Origin of the sequence: Neomoorella carbonis (assembly GCF_045278715.1) — a bacterium.
Classification (GTDB): Bacteria; Bacillota; DSM-521; order Neomoorellales; family Neomoorellaceae; genus Neomoorella; species Neomoorella carbonis.
In genome coordinates this window covers 288,145-312,511 of the sequence record NZ_CP136420.1, presented here as the reverse complement: position 1 = coordinate 312,511, position 24,367 = coordinate 288,145, and the positions used below count along the sequence as shown (strand labels likewise).

Here is a 24,367-nt window from a genome sequence, read left to right as displayed (position 1 = left end):
ATGGCAAAAAAAGAGCCCGCTCCCTGGCGAGGCTCCCCTTCGATTATTTTCCCTATGCTTTTTATAAAGGCTGCACGGAAGGTAGAGGTTATTCAGACCGTTTTTCCTGGCTCGGTGCTGCTACCGCTTGGGGTGCGGATCTTGCCCCGGCGGCCTGGTGGAGAAGGTAGTCCTCATATAAATAAATCAATTCTTGGTCGCCAAGGGAGCGCTTTAGCTGCACCGCTGCCGCCCGCACCCGTTCCAGTATGACTGCGGCGTCCTCCTGGCTCAAAGCGATGCCGTATGCGGCAAACTTCGCCTTGAGGGCGGCGGTGCCGGAGTGCTTGCCGATTACAATCTGCCGCCTAAGGCCGACTTCTTCAGGCGCGAATACCTCATAAGTCCGGGGATCTTTGAGGGTGCCATCGACATGAATACCTGATTCGTGGGCGAAAATGTTACTGCCGACGATCGGTTTCCACGCAGGCAGTTGCCGTCTGGAAGCGCGGGCCACATATGCGGCGATTTCCGGTAACCTTTCCGTCTTGAAGCCGAGATCGACCCCGTGAAGGTGCTTGAGGGCCATGACCACCTCTTCCAGGGCGGCGTTCCCTGCCCTTTCCCCCAACCCGCCGATGGTGGCATCCACCCAACCAGCACCGGCCTTGACGGCCGCCAGGGCGTTGGCCGTGGCCAGGCCGAAGTCGTTATGACCGTGAAACTCCAGCTCCAGGTCTATTTTTTCTTTCAACCAGGCAAGACGCTCAAAGGTGGTGAACGGTTCCAGAACACCCACGGTATCGCAGTAACGCAGCCGTTCCGCCCCCAATTCCCGGGCCAGGAAAGCAAACTCCAGTAAGAAAACTGGGTCTGCCCGGGATGCGTCCTCCGCTCCCACTGTCACCCGCAGGCCGTGGTCCATGGCATAGAAGCAGGCCTGCTGCAAACGCTCCAGCACCCACTGATGGCTTTGCCCCAGTTTGTACCGGATTTGAATGGGCGACACGGGAGCGGAAATATGCACATCCCGTACCCCGCAGGCCAGGGAGGCGCGGATATCCTCCCATACCATCCTGTTCCAGGTACTGACCCGGCATTTTAAGCCCATCCGGACGATGGCCCTGATGGCCTGTTGCTCCATTTCCCCCATGGCCGGCGTACCGGCCTCAATCTGCGCTACGCCAAGCCGGTCCAGCATCCGGGCGATGGTTACCTTTTCCTCAAGGTTAAAAGCCACCCCCGGCGCCTGCTCCCCGTCCCTCAAGGTCGTATCCACAACCCGCACCTGCATCAGCCTCACCTCCAGGGCAGGGCATAAAATCTCATCCCAGCCTCCCCGCCGCGTCCGCCCGGCAACGCCGGCAGTGGGCCATCTGGTCAATAATGGGCGACAATTTCCGGCGCAACAGGTTGACCCGCGCCGCCGGCGGTGGCAGCAGTCCGGCAAATTCCCCCTGGGGAATCAGGGGAATTATGTTCATGACATGCGCCCCGGCCGCCTTCACCGCCCGGGCCACCTCTTCCAGGTGATGGTCATTGATTCCGGGAATGAGCACGCTGTTTACTTTAACGACCATGCCCGATTCCCGGGCCCGGCGAATGCCCCCGCTCTGGGCCTGCCACAGCAGTTCCGCCCCGGCAGCTCCCTTGTATACCCGTCCCCGGTAAGATACGTAATCGTAAATCCGGCTGCCTACCGCCGGGGAAACGGCGTTCACCGTCACCGTCACCGCCCGCACCCCTGCTTCCCGCAGCGCTGGCAGGCTTTCGGTCAACAACAAGCCGTTGGTGCTGATACATTTTATCAGCCCTGGAAAACGGCGATGTACCAGCCGCAGGGTATAGATCGTGGCCTTATTGGCCAGGGGCTCCCCGGGACCGGCAACGCCTACCACCCGGATGCACCTGTCCCTTTCCACCAGCCGCTGCACGTGCTGCAGGGCTTCCCCGGGGGCCATCAGGTGGCTGGTCACGCCGGGGCGGTTTTCATTGGCGCAATCGTAAAGCCGGGTACAATAGCGACACTTTATGTTACAGTCCGGCGCTACCGGCAGGTGGAAGCGCCCGAACCACCTGGCAGCGGCTTTGTTGTAGCATGGATGTTCCCTGGTTATCTCCTCATAGGCTGGATCTCTCATTCTCCTTTTTCCCCCTCTCCACATACCGCACATATTCAGCCATCTTTTCTTCTCCTTCTTCCCGCAAAAGCTCGTTGTTGCTCAACCGCCACACCGGCGCTCCCACCAGGGCCGCCGCTTCCCGGGCCAGATGCACAAAACCGTTGAAGCCGGCATAAGGGCTTGTTTCCTGGGGAAAGACCAGGAAGGGTATTCCCATCTTATGGGCCACAAATCTTTCCCTGGTACCCCCCACCAGCAAATCCGGCCGGTAGCGGTGCCAGAATTCCTCCAGCTCCCGCTGGTGAGCGTCGTCGATCAGCGTCGTTCCCCGGCCCAGGCAGCGGCGGGAGTCGGTATAATCTTCCTGACAGCCGAATTGGGAGCCGCATAAAACCACCTCCATACCCAATTCCCTGAAGGCCCCGGCCATGGAACCCATACGTGAAGCGCCAAAAAACAGGGCCACCCGCTTACCTGCCAGGCGTCCCAGGTAAGGAAGCGCCCTCTGCCGGGCGGCTTCCGCCTCCTTTTCTACCCACGCGGCCGCCTCCGGACGGTTAAAGAAAGCAGCGATGGCCTGCAGTGCCGCCGCGGTTGCGTCCAAACCGAAAAAGGATACCTTCTGCCAGGGAATACCGAAGCGCTCCTCCATCCTCCGGGCCAGCCAGCGCCCGGTACGCCCGCAGTGGACGATATTGAGCCTGGCCCGGTGAGCCCGGGCCAAATTTTTTACCGTTGCCCGGCCGGAAACGGCGCAGATGATATTCAAACCGAGACACTGCAATAGCTGCTCAATTTCCTTCAAATCGCCCTGAACATCAAACTCGCCCAGGATGTTCACACTGTTTTCCAGGGGCGTCCCGGGAGAACCGCGCCCGATAAAATGCTCTAGCAGAGCTGCCGCAGCGACATCGTGCCCGTCACCCTGGCTCACCCCGCCAAAACCCGGGCAGTTGACCGGCACCACCGGCAGGCCCAGGGCAGCCGCCGCCTGTTTGCAGATTGCCTCCACGTTTTCACCGATCAGTCCTGCCGCGCAGGTAGTGTAAACCAGCACGGCTGACGACCGGGGAAACAAACTTACTGCTTCCCTGATGGCCTCTTCCAGTTTTTCCCCGCCGCCAAAGATAATCTCCTTTTCTCCCAGACCGGTAGAAAACACCTTGTAATTCTTTTGTCGTACCGTCTGGCTGTAGTAGGCACAACCCACCGGCCCGTGGATGAGGTGAACCGCGTCCCTGATGGCCGCCAGCATCCAGCGGGCTCCGTAAAGCAGGCAGGCCCGCTGGGAGATCACCCCGGGTAAGGTCCGCCGCTCACACGCGGGCAGGTTCGCCGGCTCCAGGTGCCCGGCCCGTTCGGGCATTATTTCAATGAGCATTTGCCTCCCTCATCTCCTTACAGCTGCTGGGTACGGTCATCCGGGTACTGGTAATCCAGCATGCTGTTGACAATTTCCGCCAGGAGCATCTCCCCACCCCGGTAACCGACAATGGGGCGTTTTTGATAACCGAAGCGGTCATAGATAGGAAAACCTACCCGCACCAGTGGTACCTGCAGCTCACGGGAGATGTCCACGGCCCGGGAATTACCGATAATCAGGTCCAGGCGCGGTTGTTTTTTCAGGTACTCCTCAAACTCGAACAGGTCACCGCCGTTGATGATCAGCGGCGGTTCGCCTTCATACCCTGCCTCGGCCAGGATGGCCTCTACATCGTGGACGAAGGTCTTACTGGCCGTACCACCGGCCAGGGCCACCGGCTCCATCCCCATTTCCAGCACGAAGCGGGTGACACCGAGCACGATATCAGGGTCCCCCATAACAGCCACCTTTTTCATCATGGTGTGATGCAAGGTGTCGGCCAGGGAATCAACCAAACGTCCCCTTTCCTCTAAGAGGCTCCGGGGGATGGGTTTTCCGGTTATTTCCCGCAACGCCTTTAAAAAGGCATCGGTGCCCTGCACTCCCACCGGCGGCGGCCCCACCACGGCACGCACGCCGTATTTGCGCTCCAGGTAGCGGGCCCCGGCCTGGCCGGCGTGGGGCTGCAGGGCAAAGGTGGCCAGCGAATTGGCCATATCTTTAATTTCCTCTACCTCAGTGCCGCCGGGAGCCCAGTAGGGGACGGACGTCGGCGGCTCCAGGGGAGCGTCCAGGGTATCGGAAATATCAAAGAGCACTATCGCTTCTATACCCATGTGGCGCAGCAGGTGCTTGATCTCCCGGATATCGCCCGGGTAGAGCAGGCCGGGGATGATATTCACCTTGCCGTTGGGCTCCCCTCTGGTGGTAGCCAGGGTCTCCACAAAGGCACGGGAGGCGCGGTCATAACCTTCCACATGGGACCCGGCAAAGCTGGGGGTGTTAACCAGCACGATGGGGATCCGGTCTGCTTTTTCCGCCCCGATCTCTTTGCGCAGGTTGGCCCTGGCCATTTTGATAAAGCTGACCATATCGTCGCCGATAATCTCGCTGGAACAGGTGGTCACCACACCAATCAACTCCGGCCAGTAACGTACCACCAGGTTGCGAATGCCCTCCACCAGGTTGCGCCGGCCGCCAAAAACCGCTGCATCCTCATGGAAGGAAGCGGTGGCGATAACGGCCGGTTCTTTAAAAATACGGCTTAAAGTATAGCGCACGTAGGTGGTACAGCCCTGGGCGCCCTGGACAAAGGGAACTGCCTTCTTTACTCCCAGCACCGCCCACATGGCTCCCAGGGGCATACAGGTGCGGTTGGGATTGATCACCACACTCCTGCTCGTGGAGGGGATCAGCTCCGCCGGCCGCTCACAATACTCCGGCGTGGCCGGGACTTTGGCGATTTTTATTTGATCGTAAGGTATGCCCGCAATAGGAATTTCCTTTAGCTGCATGCCCTTCCCCCCTCGTCTTTTAATGGAGCACCGTCAAGGCCCCACTGGAATTGCCAAACCGGTGCATAAAGGGCCTGGTAAATATCCCTGGCGAAATTAACCATACCGACAAAGCCGGCATAAGGACCTTTTTCGTAAGAATGGGAGTTTACCGTGGGAATACCCATCTTGCGCGCGATATACTTTTCTTTTAGACCCGTTAAAAACAGGTCCGGTTTTTCGCTCTTGAGCATCTCTTCGATTTCAAACTCGTTGGGGTTGTCGATAACCAGCATTCCCTCCGGCGCCCGGGCGTTGATCTTTTCATAGTCGTCTTCGTGGGCAAAGGTGCAGGCGACGGCCACCACGGTCATCCCCAGTTCCTCCATCAGCTTGATCCAGTGCCAGACCCGCGGCCCGCCGACGTAAATGGCCACCCGCTTGCCTTTTAACTTTGCCCGGTAGAATGCCAGGCTCTTCTCTACCCGCTTCATTTCTTCAGCAATTACCTCCTCGGCCCGCTCCTCCAGGCCAAAGAAGGCGGCCGTTTTCCGCAGCGCTTCCGCAGTCTGTTTAATCCCGAAGAGGGAGACGCGAATAAAGGGAATGTTAAACCCGTCTGCCAGCATGTGGGCGATATACTCGGCCGAACGCTGGCAGTGTACCACGTTTAATTTTACGTCGGGCATCTTGACCAGGTTTTCGATGCGCTCGTTGCCGCTAAAAACGGCTGCAACGCGCACGCCGATTTTTTCAAAGAGGGGCTTCACCACCTTTAAATCCCAGTCCATGTTGTACTCGCCAATCAGGCAGATGTCATAGGGCGTTTTTTCTTCTTCGCTCATTTTCAGCTCCGGCCGGCGCTCCCTTAACTGCCGTATCTGCCGGTAAAACTGGGTGTTAAAATCGTGGTGGCCTTTTGACTGGCTCACCCCGGAGCAACCAGGTGATTCGGAAGTGAAGATCAGCTTGCCCGTTTCCTTCGCAACCTGCCGGGCTATCGCCTGCACGTCGTCGCCGATCAGGCCGGTGGTGCAGGTGGTAAAAATAATCAGGCCCTTTGCTTCAGGGAACAGCCGGATGGCGTCCAGGCAGGCTCGTTCCAGCTTTTTCATGCCTCCGAAAACAACGTCTTTTTCCTGCATGTCGGTACACACGCAATAGCGGCGGTTGAAGGCCACATTGGTCAGGCGAGTGGGCGTAGCCCAGGGATAAAAGTCGGACAGGTGGCGCCGCGTACCCCACGTGTACCAGGCACAACCTACAGGTGCGTGAACTAATTGGATGACGTCGGCAATTGGTCCGCCCACGACCCCGCGGGCACCGGCAAAGGCTCACCCGCGCTCGGTCATATCCCCGGGAAGGGTGGCGATATTACAGGCCGGAATTATGGATTTCTCCTTTTCGGTGCGGTAAATATGCTTATCCCGCTCGGGAATCGTTTCGTTGCACTTCATTTTTACCATAGGCATGATGTTCTTCCCCCTTCTCAATCAGATGGCCGCCTCTCCCTTTTCCCCCGTACGTATACGTACTACTTCCTCAACAGGACATATAAAGATACGCCCGTCGCCAATCTGGCCGGTACGGTTGATTTTGATGATTGCCGCCACAACCAGGGACACGTCTTGATCGTCTACCACCAGGGAAAGCATCCTTTTGGGCACGTATTTCATCCCACCCTCCTGGTTTTGCAGTTCGGGGCTGACGGTGAAGCCTACTTCCCCAAGAATGCCTTTCTGCTTACCCCGTCCGACTACCTTGCAGGCGGTCATACCCGGAAAACCTAACATATCAAGGGCTTTTTTGGTAGCGTTAATTTTATTCGGCCTGATGATGGCAACTATTTCTTTCAAGGAGATCACCCTTTCCCTACAGCCCGGCGGAACCTGTCCGTACGGTGTAGGCTTCTTCCACCGGTGTGACAAAGATCTTGCCGTCACCGAAGTTGCCGGTATGGGCTGACCTGGAAATGATCCCCACCACTTCTTCCACCTGGCTGTCTTCCACTACCAGCATGATCATTACCTTGGGCAGTTCGTCGTAGTAGATACTGCCCATATGAATTCCTCTTTGTTTACCCCGCCCGACCACATCCATTTTGGTCAGGGCCACGTATCCGGCTTCAGCCAGGGCATCTGCCACTTCTTCGCTTTTTTCGGGACGAATGATAGCCCGGAGCATTTTCATAGCTATACCCCCACGTATATAAATTTTCGTTTTCTCTCGAGGCTTCCGGTTTTTAGTCCAGCAGCCCGAATTTGACCACCAGGCTCTCCATTTCGTCCATGGTCATCGGTTGCGGAATGACGAACATATCGTTATCAATGATTTTTCTGGCCAGCTCTTTGTACTCCCGGGCCTGGTTGCAATCCGGATCGAACTGGGTCACCGTCTGGCGGTTAAATTCCGCTTTCTGGACGATATTGTCCCGGGGAATAAAGTGGAGCATCCGGGTGCCGATGCGAGAACAAAACTCTTCCATCAATTCCCTCTCCCCATCAACGTTGCGGCTGTTGCAGATGATACCCCCCAGCCTGACGCCGCTCTGTTCGGCATACTTGACCATACCGCGACAGATGTTATTGGCGGCATAAAGGGCCATCATTTCCCCCGAAGCCACAATGTAGATCTCCTGGGCCTTACCTTCACGCACCGGCATGGCAAAACCGCCGCAGACAACGTCACCCAGTACGTCGAAAAAGATGAAATCCAGGTCCGGCGTGTAGGCACCCAGTTCTTCCATCAAACTGATAGCCGTGATTACACCCCTGCCGGCACAACCGACGCCCGGTTCCGGCCCTCCGGACTCGACGCACTTGATCCCGCAAAACCCGGTCTTTACTACCCGGTCGACGGTCACCGCATCTTCTCCGAACTCCCGCAGGGTATCCATCACCGTCTCCTGCGGTTTGCCGCCGAGAATCAACCGTGTGCAATCCGCCTTGGGATCGCAGCCGTGAATCAAGACTTTTTTCCCATAGAAGTAGGCAAGGGCGGCAGCGGTATTTTGCTGGGTGGTGGATTTGCCAATCCCACCCTTTCCGTAAATGGCGATTTTTCTGGTCATAATCAACCCTCCATATTTATTGTTTTTAATGCAAAATCCTATACCTACACTTGTTTATACACCCCAGCCGCTGCAGTCTCCGGGCCTGCTGTAACGGCTGAAGATGACCTGTATCTTGTCGTCCGGCCGGACGTTTCCTGCAAAACGTAAAAAGGGTGCTTTCCTGGAGCTGCACTGCTCCTTTAAAGCACCCTTGCCTCGATCTTTTGGTTTAATAATCCTGGCTATTAGAATAAAAAAGCGCTATTTCAGAAGTCGGAGCTCCTGAAAAGCGCCATTACCTTACCTCCACCATTGGATAACATCCTTGTGCACGATGAAGCGCCTCTTGATAGTATCTACCGTCAATAAGCGTCCTTCTATGGATCAATACTCCTTTCCTGCCTTAGTTGATATTTTAAGCCAGGGAGGAACTTTTGTCAACCCATTTTTTCATTCCCCGAGGTGCTTATTAAAGATTGGTATGAAGAACGGCCTCTTGCCCTTGAAGTTGACTCGTCAACTGATGCTTGATAAAGGCTGCACGGCCACCAGGTTGCTGCCGTCATAATAATCTACTTTAGCATTGAATTTTTCCATGACAAATCTTAAAGGGACGAGGGTACGACCGTCAACCACCCGGGCCGGGACATCCAGGTAAACCGTCGCCCCGTTTACCAGGGCTTTATTGCTCCCTATCGCCAGACGAATGGTGGAGCCCCTATTGGTAATTATTACAACACCATTATCATAATTTACCTCTGCACCCAGCCCCTCGGCCAGGAACCGTACAGGTATCAAGACCCTGCTGTTTTCAATCCGGGGCGGAACGTCAAATTGCAGCGCCTTCCCTTTGATAAAAACCTTTACCTGCAGTTCACCGCTGGCCGCATAAGCCTGATCTAATTGCCGGTAAACCTCTTCGTCATCGGGCTCCTCCTCAAGGACGTCTTCCAGCAGTTCCCGGGCGTCCTTAAACTTGCCGGCCTTAAAATACATCATGCCCAGTTGCTTCTTAATTTGCGCCCGGTTGGCAGCATCAAGGGTCGTATCGGCTTCCACGGCATTTTCCAGCTGCTCCGTGACGACGGCAATCTCCTCTGCGTCCTTCCAGGAATCAAGCTGTGCCCTGGCTTCATAAACTGCTTCGGCTACGCTCCGTCCTTCCAGGATTGCCGTCAATGCAGCACGTGCTACCGGATTTTTCACATGTAACAGGGCATTCTCAACGCCTCTGTATACGTGCTCCGCCACACTTTTTCCGTTCCTAACTTTTATTTGTTCCCTTTCGCGTTCCCTTTCCCTTGTTCTTTCCTGCTCCTGGTCAGCATCCTGCTGTACATCATCCTGTAACCCGGCTTCCAGTTCCAACTCATACTCCCACGTCCTGCTCTTTTCTTCTCCTCCCCTGGCCCAGGCAGGCAGGACAAAGGATAACACCAGAATCAGACCTGCCATCAGAGCTAGAACCCTTTTACCTTTTTGCATATCGACCCTCCCAGCTTTAAAGGTTTCACCATATTTTTCGCCCCTGTATTCACTTTTGGGAGGGTCCTGCCAGCCAGTTGCGGCCTAAAGCAAGGAAAATACCCGTCATTACACCCAGGACCAGGGCGACAGCCGTATTGAGTAACAGACGGGGCCTGACCTTTTCCGGCTCGCTGATGTCATCGATAATCCTGGCCGGGTGCATGGCGGCAAGCCTGTCCTGGAGGGAAAGATATTGCTCTATCAGTCCAACCTTCTCCTGGGCCTGGATTCCCTGTAACTGGGCCAGCTGCAGGGTATAAAGTTTCTGCTCGACTTCGCTTAAAGGTGCCTTTTCCAGGCCGGCAATAAGTGCATTAATTTTTTCTTTCTCAGCATTGGACTGTTCCAGATCATGGCTTATTTTTTGTAGATTTTCTTCCAGCGGCGCCCGACGCTCCTCATACACTTTATTCCTCTCTCCAATAAAAAGGGCCACCATTTTAGCCGCCACGGCTGCAACCTGACTGGGATCCCGGCCCTCCAGGGAAAACTTGAGGTAGTCGGTATCTTTGATCGCTTCCCCCCGGGTTTTAAAGCTTTTAGGGTCCGCCGGGACTGCCAGCTGCTCCAGGGCTGTGGTTAAGAGAGCCTGGCTCTCAAGTATTGCTTTTCCCTCATTTTGTTGTAAGGCTTTTGCGTCAATCCTTTCTAATTCTATCAGAGCTTCTACTCTATAGACCGGAGGCAACACTAGACTGGCAACGATAGAGGCTAAGACGGCAGCCAGGGTAATAAAGGTAATCATCCAGCGCTGGCGCCAGAGGACCAGTAAAATTTCCCTTAAATCTATCTCGTCTTCGTATTGCCGGGCAGGTTCTGATAAAGGTACGTCCATTGTTGCGTGTTAGATGCTCCTTTCTATATTCAACGGCCTCTTACTATCCCTGGCAACTATTTCGTTTCTATTCGACAGTTACAGGAAATTTCCTGCCCAGTCAAACATTAATTAATTCTAACCGCTCCATGCCTCTTCTTCATGTGATATAATTCACTAATGTAGCTAACGCGGAACCGTAAAATGGACTAAAATGGGGTGCCTCCAGCTACCCGTTAACATTATTTAACGATGGGACCCTCGCCCGTGCCCTGGCTAAAGTTCTTGAGCCTACCGGGCTTGACCGTTACCTGACAGGCCAGAACACCGGGCCGATATTGTTTCACCACAGGTTCAAGGTGGCCGTGGCCGGTTGCCCTATGCCTGCTCACCAACGCAGCTTCGTTCCCCCGCTTCCGGCGGTTCAGTGCGATGCCGGGCGCACATAAATAAAGTCAGCCTTCATACCCGGGCTGACTTTATTACATTGATCTTTTTTCCACCAGTCAGGTTGCGGTAAAAATACCGGGATCCTTTAAGTTTGAGTTTGGGTAAGCCCGCGTAAGTTCTCCAACCGGCCCGTTGCATAAAGATAAGACATTATCAACAGGTGGATGCCTAAGGAGAGAATAAAAGTTAAGGGCAGGTTCCAGTTGCGATAAAGCAGCATGCCGTTGGCCCGCAGGAGCAGATGGAGCAAGGTGGCACCCAGAGGAAAAGCCAGCAGGATAAGCACCACCGGCAAAATGCTCCTGTACTGGGCCAGGAGATGGCTGAAGACAATTATTAGCGGGAACCAGCTTGCCGCCAGGAAAAAAGGTATCCCGCTGATACTGACCAAATCAACACGGCGGAAGGTCCAGAAACCGAAGTAGTTTTGCATCAGGTAAACTACCAGGAAAGCCAGGGCTAATCCGCCCACCAACCCGATGAGGGCCAGTTCCTTAACTCGCTCCCAGGGTACAACCAGAAACATGAGAATCAACCCGCCCAGCAAAACAATTGGTCCCGCCAGACCTTCTAAAACCATTAACCATCACCTCAAGGATATTTTCCCCGGAAAATCTATAAATATACATCATGGCGGACAAGAAACTATCATTAGCCGCGCACTAATCTGGCGGAAACACCCTTAAACCACATATATCATACAAATATAACGTATCTACTAAACTTGAGGGAGTGAATTCAATTGGCTGCCCAACCTGTTTGTCCTGGGGGTACATTATATACAATTAGACCAGGAGATTCCTATTTTAGTTTAGCTCGCCGTTTTAATACTACGATTGACGCTCTAATAGCCGCCAACCCCGGTATTAGCCCGACGAATCTCCAGATAGGCCAAACCATCTGCATACCTGTTCCCCCTGTCCCCGGTCCCTGTCCAGGAGGTTTCCTTTATGTTATTAAACCCGGCGATACTTTCTTTAGCCTGGCCCAGCGCTTTGGCCTGGCCGTAGAGGCCGTAATCGCTGCCAACCCGGGAGTAGACCCACTCAACCTGCAGATAGGACAGCAGGTCTGCATCCCGGCACCGGCACCATCTCCCCCCTGCCCCGGTAGAATTTATACAATTCGTGCCGGTGATACTTTCTTTAATCTGGCCAGGCGTTTCGGTACTACAATACAGGATTTAATTGCCGCCAATCCAGGAGTTGACCCCAACAATCTTCAAATAGGACAGCAGATTTGTATACCGGGCTAATTAATTTTAGCTTCACTGGTTAACCCCCTGGCTAAGGCGGGAATAAGTATTTTTGCGATATCGACCTATGATACGGATTATTTGCTGGTTAAAGAGGAACAACTTGGTTTAGCAATCCATGGCCTTTAAGCAGAGTGGCCACCATATTGAGTGATTGACCGCTTCCTATCGCTCAGACTGACAGTTTTTTCTCTCCTGACGTAGACTACAGAAATACCTCTGTGGGGTACATCATAAACAACATGCCCCAAATTACCATCTCGTCTTTATGCCGGTTTGGTTGCCTGAAAATTTATTATAGACAGGTATAACCCCTTGATTGTAAAAAATAGTGGACCGCTTGGTCCACAAAATTATTGTCTATCAGGATAGGATTGAGGTAATCCTGAAATTTAACCCACCAATTCCGGATAAGACTGGTGGAGGCGGGCCTCTTAGTATCATATCCCTGTCCAAAAGGGAGGAAGTCTATAATCTTGTCCAGCATAATGCCCCGATCTTACGGTCGGGGCCAGCCGACAAGTTAACCGAGTAATCTCCCGCTACCAAATAGTATATTACATCATCATTTAGTCGAAAGTCAACGATATGATCAAACAAAACCCCCGGCCTGCCCTGGATCAAATAAGCTTATTAACTATAAGTTTATTATAGTCCTTTTACCCGGCTAACGATAGTGGCCCAAAGCTTGCCCCTTTCCTCTGAAGGCAATTTAAAAAGCAGGGATATAGTTTCTACTCTTCGGGTCCATCCATCAGGCCTTCCCTGGCCGCCCAGGGCCTCATATAAACATCGTCTCCCATGGCAGTCAAGCAGGCTCATTATTTTTGTCCAGGCCACCGGGGAGTCATAAGGTGGCCTTGGCCGTTTTATTTCCGGCGGCTTGCCTATAAGCTCTATAAATCTCCCGGCTGGATCTGCTGGAGGCTGGTAACTCGCTCGTTTATCCTTGTTTTGGAGAGCATACGCCATATAAGCCATTGGAACCATTCCTCCTCCTGCATATCATTTAAGGCCTCGAATAATTTAGCCTGCTTGCTGGCTAGTAATATTTGGTCCTCTTTGCTGCTAATCAGTAAAGGTCCATGATGCCGCCCCAGGGAAGCCAAAGCGTTTTCCACCAGGCATTCTATATCATGCCTGGTAGCAGGAAGATAGTAGGGCGTTCCCTTGTGGCGTACATAAAAGCCGCCCGGGAATTGCGGGTCATATTCCACTACAAAGCAACCTCTATTCCTGGCGTTTATTTTAGGCCAGTCTATCCCTTGTAACTTTATCATCTTGTCACCCCTCATCTTCAACGGCTTTTTCCAGGTCCGCCCATCCTGGCCTGGTATATTTGGCCGTGGTATCCAGTCTGGCATGTCCCAGGAGGCCAGCCACCCGGAGCAACCTGGTAGCAAAGGTATGGCGTAACACGTGAGGCGTTACCCCATCCACATGGGACAGGTAAGCATACTTGCTGATAACGGCCTGGGCCGCCCTGGTGGTAAGGTGGCCCTCCCTCTGGCCGGGGAATAACCACCTGCTACCCAGAGGCCTTGCGGCCAGCCAGTCCCTGATAGCTGCCCTGGCACCTGGTCCTAATGGCACTTCTCGCCTTTTTAGTCCCTTACCTTTCCTTACCACCACTTTCCCCTTACGTTCGCTTACCTCTACATCTTCAACCAGGACCCTTACCGCCTCGCCTACTCTGAGTCCAGCATGGACCATCAGGGCCACCAGGGCCTTGTCCCTGGCGCTCCCCTCCCTTTCCACCGCCCGGAGAAACCTGGCCAGGGATAGCTTGTCTAATGCTTTTGGTGCTGCCCTGGCTTCGGCCACCCGGCGGGGAAAACGTGGTAACTCGGCCAGGTTGCCCCGTTCAACTTCCCACCGGAGCCAGGACCGGATAGCTGCCAGGCGGCGGTTGACGGTGGCTGGCTTTAGGCCTCTGACCGTCACCATATGCCCCTGGTACTCCCGGAGGTCTATGGAGGTTACCTGGTCCGGCGCCGGCGGCCTCCCGTTAGTCGCTGAAAACCACCTGGCAAAGTCGGCCAGGTCCTCCCCGTAAGCTTTCCTGGTGCTGTCTCGGAGGGTATTCAGGTAGTCATCAAACATCCAAAATACCTCTTTCCGCGTTATACGATAACGGCGGACCTAACCGGCATAACCTGTACCGGATGGCCGCCTTTTTTACGCCTAATGCCTATTAGACGCAAACATTAGGCGAAATGTCCTCATCATCTTCTAACTCATCCCGATACTCTTTTAGGGCCGCCTGGAGATCCCGGCAGAAGGCATCATACCGCCTGGCAAGGCCCGGCGTCATTTCTTCTCGCTTTATAAGGATAAAGCTACGGCCATAAATCTTTACTCGCCTTGCCGCCCAGGGCGCCGTATGGCGGTAGAAAAGAGATGCCGGGACCAACTCATAGCCGGTAATCTTTGCAATGCGCTGGATGGCTTTATATAACCTGTGGCCAGTATACCGCTGAGTCCAATGAGCGAACCATTGCATGGTCTGCACCCCGGAGGGGTTATGATACAGCCACTTGTAGGGGTTCACCTGCGGCCTGGCTAGTTCCAGGGCAGTTTCTACTGCCTGCTCTATAACCCTTTCTTCTGCATACCTTTCATTCCTCAAGGGCATCCTCTTGCCCCCCTTCGTCTTCTCCATCCGTACCCTCTTTTATCGCTTCTATCCGGTCAAGGAACTTACTAAATTGTCTCTCGTTCTGCGGGAATTCCACGGCTCTTACTATCGTATGGGTATCATACATACCAGCCTTAAAAATTTCCTCAGCTAGAGCTTTAGGCAAAAACTTGCGTCTTAGCAGTCTTTCTCCTTGGTAATCGTAAATATCGTATTGGAACCCGGACGCGGTTTTATGGCAGTCAACCAGGATATTTGTTAGAAGTCGCATCCGGCTATCCAGGTTGCGTATGCTCGGAGTGGTCATAAACAGGCTTGCATTTAGCTTGCGAAGATAAAAGAAAAACTGGGTCATATAGATATTGCCGCCCTTGTGAAATAACCGGGCGTCAAGGTTAACGTGGGCCTCGTCAAGTAGCACAATACTGGCCTCCGACCGGGCCACATTATAAAAATCCCTGTAACTGCTAAGAGGCTTGGCCCCCTTCAGCCCATAGTTGGCGTATAGGTCCACCTTTATCCCGGCTTTCCTGGCCCTGGCGGCGAAGTAAAGGGCCAGGACACCCATCCCGAAAGTCTTTCCTTCCCCCAGGTTGCCCTGAAAAACCCAAACATACATCACTTATCACCGCCAAATACCTTAGACAGCCTCACCTTGCCGGTCACAAAACCGCCCAGGGTCATCTTTTCGATCACGTCGATAAATACATCAGGCGGCGTAATTTCCTTAGCCATACCGGTTGCTGTAGCTATAATTGGCTCATAGAGCTTGTGATGCCTTTGGGCCTGGAGGGTCCGGAGCAGAGCAATCGCCGCCACCTGGCGCTCACTTAGTGGCGTTCCATGCTTTTCCATGAACCGGAGGGTTTCCACCAGGTCACCCCTGCTGGAGGCAAAAAGCTCCCCGGCCATGATGTCCTGAAGGCTGCGGCCACCACTACCGCCGTTATTGTTTTCTTCAGCCATTCATCTCACCCCCTAATGCCTTAAAAGGAACACCGTTATTATTAACGCTGCTATCATAACGTAAAACTGGATATTTGCCGTCCGGGCGGTACTGCCGTAGTCAAACAAGTTGCGCAGGACCACCGATTTTTCCAGCCTGGCGATATTTTCACTCTCGGCCAGGTAGTTGCCCTTGTACCCGTACACATAGGCCCGGCCGCCGCCAGGGAAGTACCTGACTTCCGCATCTGCTTTCGGGAGGACCATCCCTGCTCCGGTAACCGCTTCCTCATCCTCGCTTTCAACAGGTATGGTCCTAATCTCCCTATCATTCATGAGGATAATCAGGTCATAGTTATCCTGCTTACGTTTACCTATGCCTAATACCATTCCTTGCCCCTCCCTGGCTAATCCTGAAATATAGCCATGTAGCCGGTATCACTACGGCAGCAATTCCGGCGGTTATACCAAAGGCCGCCTGGAAGAAAAATTGAAATACCATGCGTTATCCCTCCTAATACCATGATAATCAACCTTAAACTTCGCACAATGAACATTATCTGAAATTCCGGGCCAAAAAAGAGGTCCACAATAAAAATTACTATCGTGGACCTCGAAACGGCTTTCATATTTGACTTATGACGGGCGAAAATGTGCCGCCAATACATTTATCCCTAAACGGGGTATTGACGCAATACAGGGCAAATATGGGGCTCTGAAGGGCATGCTTATTTTTACCACCATTTGACACCTTCTTTAAAGGCAAGATATAGGCTATAGGTCTTTCTCGCCACCAGTACCCCCAGGATGAGGAAGGCGCTGGCTACTATGCTGCCTATAAGTGCCCTCCATTCAGGTGATAGCATAGAAAGAGGACCCAGGAAATAATCAAGATTTAACCCCCTGGCGGCAACCAGGGAAACTCCCTCCAGGCGGTCCCGCGCTGAAGTCAGGATCTGGATTACCGGGTTAAAGATGCTGTCTACTATCCGCTGGAACATTACTTATCACCCCCGGCAATTTTAATGATGGCGTAGGCTGTCATCAGCCATATAAAGACGGCCATTATAACCGCAATTGTATTAAAGCCTGTCTGGTTTAGGAAATCACCCACGGCGTTCCATCCTCCCTGGTAGGCCCCAGGCATGTAATAATACTGGGTGCTGCCAGAAAAGCCCAGGAGTTGACCAAAAGTATTAAAGACCCCGGCAATTACGCTTCCCACCAGTTTAAAGAGGCCAAATAATATCTGTATTACCAGGACTACTATATCAAAGCACTTGCTTAACAGGTAAGTGAACCCTGTTACCAGCCATAAAAAAGGCTGGAAAAGTGCAACGACAAACTGTTTTAGGGCCTCCCAAAGATTAGAGATCAAGCTACCTAACCAGCCAAACAGGGTTCTTATACCGTTAAAAAGCCCCTGTATTATGCCCGAGAAAAACTCATACATAGATCTTCACCTCAATTCAAAGGTGGATCTGGTGTTAAAGGCGGATCTGGTGTTAAAGGGGTATCTCTAGTAAGGGGCGCATCTTTAGAGATTGGCGCATCCCTGGAAGCCGGCGGGTCCATGTAAACCGGGTCAGGCTGGCGGGGCGCATCTTTGATTACCGGGTCCGGGCTGCTCGGCGGATCCATGTTTACCGGATCTGGTACTTTAGGAGCATCCATGTTGACCGGGTCCGGTGTCCTGGGAGTATCCGGCGCTTGAGCTATATCAGGATTTAACGGGGTATCGACTGTTGCTGCCGGGTCATGAGCCATAATCGTTGGATCGGGCACTGCCGGTAAAGGGCCAGGGCTATCTATTGGCGGCGGCATAGTTGGTACGTTCCGGTCATAAGTATAGGGCTGCTGAGGAGGCTCCGGTTGGGTCGGGGGTGTTGGGTTAAATGTTGGCATAGTAGGTGTGCTAACGCTTATATTCCCGCTTCGCGGGGTTGTGAGGTAATCGTTTATATTCCCTACCGTACTATTAATCTGCTGCACCTGGCCATATATCTGTTGAATTTTATTATATATCGCCTGTACCTCACTTGATAAACTATCCAATTGGGAATGAACCTGATTGATGGCGCTTATTACGCTGCTATTCTGGTTCACAATAGTCTGAAGCTCGGTAACTACCGGGCTAAAGTCTACGTTACAAGTTCAAGTAGAACCGTCGGAAGGAGGTGGTGTTGTCCCGCCGCTACCCGCATCAGAAGTATCTGGAGCAGGAAATATTGTTGTATCTCCAAAGGTAGTTGTTACCTGTGAAAACCATACATACCTTTTACCAAGATCACTTCCTGTTGTAAGAGATATTTTAACCCCCCAGGCATTGGCAGGAGCAGCTATTGTTTGACCGCTGGAGGTAACACTAGTTTCAGACATTGGGGCTAAATTTACGTCATAAAAAATTAAGCTTACAGAATCGCTAGAAGTAACGCCGGCCCATTCCACTGTTACAGTTTGCAAGTAAGGGGGATAAGTATTATTGATGTTGGCAACCACCATATCGCTCAAAGCGCTGCCATTTTCATAAGCTGAAACATATATGGGATTAGGAGCATTGTAAGTTGTAGCCCATGCCGGAATGGCCCGGCTATATATCAAAGGTATTAAAAGTGCTAACACAAGCCATTTTTTCATATTATCCGCAACCTCCCCCCTCGAAAAATTGTTCTCGCAGCTCTAGCCACCATAAAGGCGGCGCCAATAGCGAAAACAATTGTAAAAGCAGGCATCAAATCATTTAGATAGGGGTTTATAGCGCCAATAAATGAGTTTATGGTTATCTCTTCTGGCGCTGGCGTTGTATAAGCCTGGATAGTAGCAGTATTAGAGACGTTCCCATCCGAATATATCGCCACCAAACCCACCTGATAAGCCTGGCTTGGCTGGAGGCCTTTGACCATAAAGATGTTTGCCTCTGTCTCCCCTATTTTCTGGCCGTTGATAAGCACCTGGTAGCTGGCTACCCCTTCTGACTTATCCCAGGTCAACCAAAGGGTATCTGCGGAATGATTATATAGCTGTAATCCTGTAGGGGCAGGTATTGACCGGATATTGAATTGTGCTGTTGTAGATCGGGGGCCCTCCCCATAGTCGTTCACTCCAGCTACCGCTACCGAGTGGACCCCTGGTGTCAGGTTCTGCAAGCTGGCAGCCTGGAGGCCCCCGGCCTGTGGCTGCACATCGGCCACCGGCTGGCCGTCCACATATAAGCGGTAAACCTTAATTTGCTGGTATGGCGGCAGGGCTTCCCAGGTTACTGAGGCGCTACTATCTGTTACCCGGCTCACTACCGGGGTATTAGGCATGGTTGGCGGCGGTGGCGAGGTCATAAAAGATACTGAAGAAGATGGACCGCTTTCGCCTAAATCGTTAGCTGCTGTGACATAAACGCTATACTGGCTATTGGGCTGCAAGCCGGTTAACTCCACACCCGGCCCGGTTGTTCCCATCCACCTGTTGCCGTTCACATAAATGCTATACTGCGTAGCATAAGGAACCGGGTCCCAGGCTACATAGGCTGTTGTATCCTTCACCCCGGATACGGTTACCCCGGTTGGTGAAGCCGGCGGCGCTGTCGGGTCTATAGCATAGGCAGGGACCAGTTTAATGAGGGTTAGAAATATAGATAGAATGATTATCGGTGTCATTTTTCTCATTTACTTTTCGCCCCCAATAATCTCCATTACCCTGGCTATATAGCTAACAGTTTCTTTAAACGGCGGTATACCTCCATACTGCTTGACCGCCCCGGGGCCGGCGTTATAGGCGGCCAGGGCCAGGGGGAGGTTGCCAAACTGGTCCAACTGTTGCCGGAGGTACATGGCCCCGCCCAGGATGTTTTCCTGCGGATTATAAGGGTTAACCCCCAGGGACTTGGCGGTTGCCGGCATAAGCTGCATTACCCCCACTGCCCCGGCAGGAGAAACGGTATTATGATTACCCCCTGACTCGGCCAGGGCAACCGCCTTCAGCCAGGAGGCTTTAATGCCCACCTTTTCGGCAGCCCAGGAGATCCATTGCTGTATTTGCTCTCCCATTTTCTGCGGTAATGATGGCCTGGAGAAGTATGTTATTTGTATTCCTTGAGGGCTATAAGTTACTTCAGGCTTTTTAACATCAACTTCAGCTATATTTTGGGGCTGTTTTATGCCCTGGCAGTCTATTTCCTGCGGCTTCACCTGGGTAATAGTAGCCACTTTTATAACAGGCGCGGCAGGGCTGGCTATTGCCGCGCCTGCCAGTATATTAAAAGTGGCCGTCCAGATAACGGCGGCCACAATTACTTTTTTTATCACGGCTACAACCTCCTTGCAATAAAGGCTTTTATGGCTTCAATCAGGAATGGAGAGGCTTTAAGGCCGAAATACAGGGCCAGCAGACCACCTGTCGGGACCATTACCATTCCCATATTCGAAATTAAGTCGCTGGCCATTTGTGAGGCGCCGGGGGTTGTAATGGAGGATATAGTCACTCCTACCTTATCTGATGGGTACTGCTCCCCCGATGGAGCCACGGCCACTACCTGGACCGTGTAATATCCGGGATTGCTGGCCGTATAGTTATAAGTCGCTCCGTCGGTGGTATTGACTTCTTGATCATTTACCAGCACCTTGTAGGTGTAGCCGCTCCCGGAACTTGTCCAGGATATTTTAATGGTCCTGCCGTCCACCCTGGCCGTCACAACCGGCTTAGGCGAGGCCGGCGTGGTCACGGTGGCGGCATTGCTAATATCGGAAATGAAGCCACTAGTAGAATAGGCCTTTATCCCATAAATGTAAGTAGTATTTGGTTGGACACCGTTATCTAAGTAACTGGTCTCTGAAGGTCCTACCCTGGCTATCTCCACATAATCCCGATAAATTATATAGCCAGCAAGGCCGGGATCCGTGTTGGGCTGCCAGGTAAGCTGGACCTGATTATAGGAAATAGCTGTGGCCGTTAATCCCTGGGGTGTAGATACTATAAATTGTGGCGTAGTTACTGTAGCCGCGTTGCTCATATCACTGGTAACATCCCAAATATTATAGGCCCTGATGCCGTAAGTATAAGAAGTATTAGGGCTCAAGCCGGTATCAGTATAGCTGGTCTCCCCTGCCCCCACCCTGGCTATCTCCACATAGTCACGGTAGATGATATATCCGGCAAGGTCCGGCTCGGTATTTGGTTGCCAGGTTAATGTTACCTGGGTAGGTCCTATGACCGTGGCTGTAAGGGAATTTGGAGTAGCCGGAGTAGGCGGCGGGGGAGTATTAACCGTTGCCGCATTGCTTATACCGCTTTCCACACCGGAAGTATTATAAGCCTTAATCCCATAAGTGTAGGTCGTATTTGGCTGAACGTTGCTATCAATATAACTGGTTGCATTAGCCCCCACCCTGGCTATTTCTACATAGTCACGGTAGATAATATAACCTGCCAGGTTCGGTTCGGTGTTAGGTTGCCAGGTCAATTGAATCTGGTTCGGCCCGGCGGCCGTGGCAGAAAGGCCTGTCGGAGGTGCTGGAGGAGAGGCAGGATCGATAACTTCATTTGTATCAGATACTATGAGTCCAGATTTAAGATACAAAGCGGGACGCACTCCAAAAACAGTATTGTTGGCGAGGGCGTTGCCCAGGTTACCATTCGCATGGATGATCGCCACGTAGCCTAAGTAGCCGGTATAACAAGTTCTCAACCACCACCCATATCCGGTACCGTTGGCAGGAAATAGGGAACGATAGGCATTGTATTCTGCGTAGCTAAGTAGAGCGATTTTACACGTTACATTCGGCTGGCTGCCACTGCCATCCTGGTATTTTCTATCCCACGAGTGACTAACTATTAAATCCTTTTGAGATAGACTGTTGTAAAAAGTGTTATTCAGGTAGTAGCCTATATTGTTCGTGTCGAGGGGGTCGAATAACTGGGTGTTATCAGGATCGAAAGCCCTGTTACCATCATTGGAGTTCAGAATGATGTATGTGGTGCCGTCTGGCTTCTGGTCAAGAATCATCCACTGCTTGCCGGAAAATGTAATAATGGTACCCGGGGGTTTATCATGCAAAGGAGTTGCGGCAAAGGAAAGAGAGGGAAATATCAACAATAGCCCCAATAAGAGTAGAGCCCTTTGGAAGCATATCACCATATTCTTGTTAATGCGGCGTCCGCCACCAGCTTTTTTCTCCACAAGTCACCACCCCATAAGCCGTAACCGGCAGCCAGGTGAAGAAGAAGGCCCCGGCGGTTACCAGGTAAACCCAGGCCCGGCCGTTTTTTACCCGTTCTGCTACCATCGGCAGTATAAACATTATTGGCGCCGTCACCAGGACACTCAAAAGGTACTGCCACCCGAACAGGGCCAGGGACATCCCGGCTGAGGCCAGGACCACCAGATGCATGGGCACCCACATTATGCCGTCCATAGCCTGGATAGCTGCCGCTGGCTTCCCGGCCAGCAAGGCCCTTACCGCCTGGACCGCCAGGCGGGGCAAGTACCTCATAGTTACCTGGGTCTGGCCCCTTATCCACCTTAACCTTTGCCGCATTGAGTTTCCCAGTAACTGCGGCTTCTGGTCATATACCACGGCTCCGGGAGCAAATTTAATCCTTTCGCCGGCAAGGATTAGCTGGCAAGTATATTCCACGTCATCCGTCAGGGTTTCCACCTGCCAGCCGATGCGCTTTATAACCTCCGTGCTGATGCAGAAACCTGTCCCGGCCAGCCAGCTTGATAGGCCCATTAATGACCGGGCCATATTCAGCCGGCATATGTACCAGAACATATAGGCGTAGTTGGCTGTTATCCAGCTATCGTTAGGGTTAAGGGTTTCTAAATACCCTTGCACTACTTTATGACCCTTCTGGAGTTCACTATCCAGGGTGCTTAAAAATCCAGGGTCTACCCGGTTATCTGCATCCAGAATAACTACCGCATCATACTTTTCAAGGTCTATCGCATTAAAAGCCCATTTAAGGGCATGTTGTTTTCCACGGTTGGGGTCTTGCCTTTCCAGGGCTATCGCCCCTGCCTGCCGGGCAAGTGCGGCGGTCCTATCGGTGCAATTATCGGCTATAACGTAAACGTCGAATAACTCTTTAGGGTAACGGCAGTTTTTAACTGAGGCTATAGAGGCGGCAATAACTCTTTCTTCATTATGGGCCGGAAACAAAACGGCAAAGCGGCTTTTCCCCTCTCCCGCCGGCCTGGTCGGTGGCGTCCTAGTAATTGCCAGAGAGATGAAAAGCCATACCAGGTGATAGAAATAAAAGAGAGTGATGATTGCTAAAAGTATCATTGACCCTTACTCCTGAGAAAGGCTGTAATGCTATAAAGAGCCCTATCAAAGGGCTCTTTATAGCATTACTTCGTAAGGATTAAGCCCGGCGGCGAGAGAAGACGGTCTTGGCGGCCCCGATAACCAGAGGAGTGGCCATGATGCCCAGGCCTATAGCTAGTAACGGCCAAAGACTGCCAAACACCTCGCCTATATACTGCAAAACATCGGTAGGAACAATATTAAGACTCATCATTTATACCTCCCATATAGGTGTAATTTATAGCTATCCGCCCGAAGGACGGTAGGCTATCCCCGGTGATCCTCGATAAATTTTCTAAACGCATTAACAATCCCCTCAAGTAACAGCGTTGCTAACGCTATTCCTATGGCAGCAGCCAGGATAGGCCAGATGGAATAAAAGCTATTAACAAATGACTGGTAAAACAAGCTAATATCGTAATTAAGCTGCCATTGTGGCATCTAACCACCGCCCTTACCTGGCGTAATGGCGGAAGATCATAATTAACCCACCAAATACGAAAAGGGCTAACAAAGCACCTATGAAGGGCCAGAGCAAAGGCGTGAGGCTGCCGAAAACATTGGCAAACTGGTGATATACTTCGCTCATATCTACGTTAAAGGACATCCCTCACCCCTCCTACCTTAACAGGACCAGGCCCATCGCCAGCAAAGATAACCCTGTTATGGTAAAGAATACGGCTTTAATCATCCAGGGATTGCTGAAAAACCACATTACGGTGTAGGCGAAGTTATAATCCACGCCACCACCCCGCTAACCTTAGCACCAGGTACAAGGTGGCAAACGGCGCCAGAAAGGCCATGCCGTATATTGCTACCAGCGAATGACCGGGTATTATCTGCCACATCAGATAAAGCCCTCCCGGTCTGCTATGTCGTAGATCACCTTAAAACTCACTACGGCCAGTATCAGGGCAAGCAGGCCGCCGATAATCATATCGCCGTAGCTTAACTGCTGGAGAACCTTGAATAATCCGTGGGGCGTCTGTACTAAATATTCCATCAATGCCACCCCTTGCTTACAAAATAAGCCATGATTGACAGAAAAACAATGAAGAAAAAATGAAAAGGCCGGCGGCGGCCTTATTAGACTATCTTCCTCATCGTCCGGGCTAAAATCTCATTTTCGCGGCTTACCACATAAACCTTTAGCTTTTCCAGTACCCGCTGGCGTATATGGTAAATGGTCCTCACCGTATAAGACATTTCTTCCGCTATCTGCTCATAAGTGGCGCTATCTACGTATTTTCTTTTAGCGAAATATTGTTCGCGCTCTGGCAGCAACGAGATAAACTTGTCTATCATGCGCTGTTGTTCCGGGCTCAGGAAGTCATAGTTTTTTAACAGGTAGTCGTAATTGGTTAAGGGCATATAATTATCCCTCCAAAGAGAGTTTAAGTTTTAACCAACCTCGCTCAGGGTATTTTGCT

32 protein-coding genes are annotated in these 24,367 nt (G+C 52.2%); 2 read left to right on the top strand and 30 right to left on the bottom strand.

Features of this window, described 5'->3' with window-relative positions; all coding sequences use genetic code 11:
- Positions 1-88: 88 nt before the first annotated feature.
- The 11 genes from nifV to MCACP_RS01610 all read right to left on the bottom strand — a co-directional run bounded on the left by nifV (position 89) and on the right by MCACP_RS01610 (position 11,381).
- On the bottom strand, positions 89-1,282 hold the full coding sequence (nifV, locus tag MCACP_RS01660) for a homocitrate synthase (protein WP_406678652.1): 1,194 nt from the start codon (positions 1,280-1,282) through the stop codon (positions 89-91).
- A gap of 22 nt (positions 1,283-1,304) precedes the next feature.
- On the bottom strand, positions 1,305-2,120 hold the full coding sequence (locus MCACP_RS01655) for a radical SAM protein (RefSeq protein WP_406677668.1): 816 nt from the start codon (positions 2,118-2,120) through the stop codon (positions 1,305-1,307).
- The gene (locus MCACP_RS01650) at positions 2,101-3,483 is read right to left on the bottom strand and encodes a nitrogenase component 1 (RefSeq protein ID WP_406677667.1); all 1,383 of its coding nucleotides are present in this window, start codon (positions 3,481-3,483) and stop codon (positions 2,101-2,103) included. Before MCACP_RS01650 ends, MCACP_RS01655 begins: the two co-directional genes overlap by 20 nt.
- Positions 3,484-3,500: 17 nt before the next feature.
- The gene (locus MCACP_RS01645; protein ID WP_406677666.1) at positions 3,501-4,979 is read right to left on the bottom strand and encodes a nitrogenase component 1; all 1,479 of its coding nucleotides are present in this window, start codon (positions 4,977-4,979) and stop codon (positions 3,501-3,503) included.
- Positions 4,970-6,430 (bottom strand): nitrogenase component I subunit alpha, encoded by a 1,461-nt coding sequence (locus MCACP_RS01640; RefSeq protein WP_406677665.1) that lies wholly within the window; start codon positions 6,428-6,430, stop codon positions 4,970-4,972. Before MCACP_RS01640 ends, MCACP_RS01645 begins: the two co-directional genes overlap by 10 nt.
- A gap of 21 nt (positions 6,431-6,451) precedes the next feature.
- Positions 6,452-6,814, bottom strand: a complete 363-nt coding sequence (locus MCACP_RS01635; protein ID WP_406677664.1) for a P-II family nitrogen regulator — start codon at positions 6,812-6,814, stop codon at positions 6,452-6,454.
- A gap of 16 nt (positions 6,815-6,830) precedes the next feature.
- Entirely contained in the window at positions 6,831-7,148 is a 318-nt protein-coding gene (locus MCACP_RS01630; protein WP_406677663.1) for a P-II family nitrogen regulator, read from the bottom strand.
- Positions 7,149-7,200: 52 nt separating this feature from the next.
- On the bottom strand, positions 7,201-8,028 hold the full coding sequence (nifH, locus tag MCACP_RS01625) for a nitrogenase iron protein (RefSeq protein WP_406677661.1): 828 nt from the start codon (positions 8,026-8,028) through the stop codon (positions 7,201-7,203).
- Between the two features lie 498 nt (positions 8,029-8,526).
- On the bottom strand, positions 8,527-9,495 hold the full coding sequence (locus tag MCACP_RS01620) for a stalk domain-containing protein (protein ID WP_406677660.1): 969 nt from the start codon (positions 9,493-9,495) through the stop codon (positions 8,527-8,529).
- 49 nt (positions 9,496-9,544) lie between these two features.
- Positions 9,545-10,372 (bottom strand): Wzz/FepE/Etk N-terminal domain-containing protein, encoded by an 828-nt coding sequence (locus tag MCACP_RS01615; RefSeq protein WP_406677659.1) that lies wholly within the window; start codon positions 10,370-10,372, stop codon positions 9,545-9,547.
- A 514-nt stretch (positions 10,373-10,886) separates the two neighbouring features.
- Positions 10,887-11,381, bottom strand: a complete 495-nt coding sequence (locus tag MCACP_RS01610; RefSeq protein ID WP_406677658.1) for a hypothetical protein — start codon at positions 11,379-11,381, stop codon at positions 10,887-10,889.
- Between the two features lie 162 nt (positions 11,382-11,543).
- Here MCACP_RS01610 and MCACP_RS01605 point away from each other — a divergent pair, with 162 nt between their 5' ends.
- The gene (locus MCACP_RS01605) at positions 11,544-12,056 is read left to right on the top strand and encodes a LysM peptidoglycan-binding domain-containing protein (RefSeq protein WP_406677657.1); all 513 of its coding nucleotides are present in this window, start codon (positions 11,544-11,546) and stop codon (positions 12,054-12,056) included.
- Between the two features lie 3 nt (positions 12,057-12,059).
- A complete protein-coding gene (locus MCACP_RS01600; protein WP_406678651.1) occupies positions 12,060-12,185 on the top strand; it encodes an ACT domain-containing protein in 126 nt (41 codons plus the stop codon).
- A 767-nt stretch (positions 12,186-12,952) separates the two neighbouring features.
- Here MCACP_RS01600 and MCACP_RS01595 read toward each other — a convergent pair.
- The 19 genes from MCACP_RS01595 to MCACP_RS01505 all read right to left on the bottom strand — a co-directional run bounded on the left by MCACP_RS01595 (position 12,953) and on the right by MCACP_RS01505 (position 24,308).
- Positions 12,953-13,336, bottom strand: a complete 384-nt coding sequence (locus MCACP_RS01595; RefSeq protein WP_406677656.1) for a hypothetical protein — start codon at positions 13,334-13,336, stop codon at positions 12,953-12,955.
- Between the two features lie 4 nt (positions 13,337-13,340).
- On the bottom strand, positions 13,341-14,159 hold the full coding sequence (locus tag MCACP_RS01590) for a tyrosine-type recombinase/integrase (protein WP_406677655.1): 819 nt from the start codon (positions 14,157-14,159) through the stop codon (positions 13,341-13,343).
- Positions 14,160-14,250: 91 nt separating this feature from the next.
- On the bottom strand, positions 14,251-14,691 hold the full coding sequence (locus MCACP_RS01585) for a hypothetical protein (RefSeq protein ID WP_406677654.1): 441 nt from the start codon (positions 14,689-14,691) through the stop codon (positions 14,251-14,253).
- A complete protein-coding gene (locus MCACP_RS01580) occupies positions 14,675-15,313 on the bottom strand; it encodes a hypothetical protein (protein WP_406678650.1) in 639 nt (212 codons plus the stop codon). The genes MCACP_RS01585 and MCACP_RS01580 overlap by 17 nt, the downstream gene beginning before the upstream one ends.
- A complete protein-coding gene (locus MCACP_RS01575; RefSeq protein WP_406677653.1) occupies positions 15,313-15,660 on the bottom strand; it encodes a hypothetical protein in 348 nt (115 codons plus the stop codon). The genes MCACP_RS01580 and MCACP_RS01575 overlap by 1 nt, the downstream gene beginning before the upstream one ends.
- A 12-nt stretch (positions 15,661-15,672) precedes the next feature.
- On the bottom strand, positions 15,673-16,029 hold the full coding sequence (locus MCACP_RS01570; protein WP_406677652.1) for a hypothetical protein: 357 nt from the start codon (positions 16,027-16,029) through the stop codon (positions 15,673-15,675).
- A gap of 344 nt (positions 16,030-16,373) precedes the next feature.
- Positions 16,374-16,640, bottom strand: coding sequence for a hypothetical protein (locus tag MCACP_RS01565; RefSeq protein WP_406677651.1), 267 nt, complete (start codon positions 16,638-16,640; stop codon positions 16,374-16,376).
- Positions 16,640-17,017 (bottom strand): hypothetical protein, encoded by a 378-nt coding sequence (locus tag MCACP_RS01560; RefSeq protein ID WP_406677650.1) that lies wholly within the window; start codon positions 17,015-17,017, stop codon positions 16,640-16,642. Before MCACP_RS01560 ends, MCACP_RS01565 begins: the two co-directional genes overlap by 1 nt.
- Positions 17,018-17,103: 86 nt before the next feature.
- Complete coding sequence (locus MCACP_RS01555; RefSeq protein WP_406677649.1) at positions 17,104-17,424, bottom strand: hypothetical protein; 321 nt, start codon at positions 17,422-17,424, stop codon at positions 17,104-17,106.
- A gap of 369 nt (positions 17,425-17,793) precedes the next feature.
- The gene (locus tag MCACP_RS01550; RefSeq protein ID WP_406677648.1) at positions 17,794-18,276 is read right to left on the bottom strand and encodes a hypothetical protein; all 483 of its coding nucleotides are present in this window, start codon (positions 18,274-18,276) and stop codon (positions 17,794-17,796) included.
- Entirely contained in the window at positions 18,273-19,289 is a 1,017-nt protein-coding gene (locus tag MCACP_RS01545) for a fibronectin type III domain-containing protein (protein WP_406677647.1), read from the bottom strand. The genes MCACP_RS01550 and MCACP_RS01545 overlap by 4 nt, the downstream gene beginning before the upstream one ends.
- Before the next feature lie 9 nt (positions 19,290-19,298).
- Entirely contained in the window at positions 19,299-19,937 is a 639-nt protein-coding gene (locus MCACP_RS01540; protein WP_406677646.1) for a lytic transglycosylase domain-containing protein, read from the bottom strand.
- 2 nt (positions 19,938-19,939) lie between these two features.
- Positions 19,940-21,808, bottom strand: coding sequence for a fibronectin type III domain-containing protein (locus MCACP_RS01535; protein ID WP_406677645.1), 1,869 nt, complete (start codon positions 21,806-21,808; stop codon positions 19,940-19,942).
- Positions 21,774-22,916, bottom strand: a complete 1,143-nt coding sequence (locus MCACP_RS01530; protein ID WP_406677644.1) for a glycosyltransferase family 2 protein — start codon at positions 22,914-22,916, stop codon at positions 21,774-21,776. Before MCACP_RS01530 ends, MCACP_RS01535 begins: the two co-directional genes overlap by 35 nt.
- Before the next feature lie 79 nt (positions 22,917-22,995).
- Positions 22,996-23,151: a hypothetical protein gene (locus MCACP_RS01525; protein ID WP_406677643.1), complete on the bottom strand. Its 156-nt coding sequence runs from the start codon at positions 23,149-23,151 to the stop codon at positions 22,996-22,998.
- A 240-nt stretch (positions 23,152-23,391) separates the two neighbouring features.
- Complete coding sequence (locus MCACP_RS01520; RefSeq protein WP_406677642.1) at positions 23,392-23,544, bottom strand: hypothetical protein; 153 nt, start codon at positions 23,542-23,544, stop codon at positions 23,392-23,394.
- Positions 23,545-23,556: 12 nt separating this feature from the next.
- The gene (locus tag MCACP_RS01515) at positions 23,557-23,679 is read right to left on the bottom strand and encodes a hypothetical protein (RefSeq protein WP_406677641.1); all 123 of its coding nucleotides are present in this window, start codon (positions 23,677-23,679) and stop codon (positions 23,557-23,559) included.
- A gap of 105 nt (positions 23,680-23,784) precedes the next feature.
- Positions 23,785-23,940, bottom strand: coding sequence for a hypothetical protein (locus MCACP_RS01510; protein WP_406677640.1), 156 nt, complete (start codon positions 23,938-23,940; stop codon positions 23,785-23,787).
- An 83-nt stretch (positions 23,941-24,023) separates the two neighbouring features.
- A complete protein-coding gene (locus MCACP_RS01505; RefSeq protein WP_406677639.1) occupies positions 24,024-24,308 on the bottom strand; it encodes a hypothetical protein in 285 nt (94 codons plus the stop codon).
- Positions 24,309-24,367 lie beyond the last annotated feature (59 nt).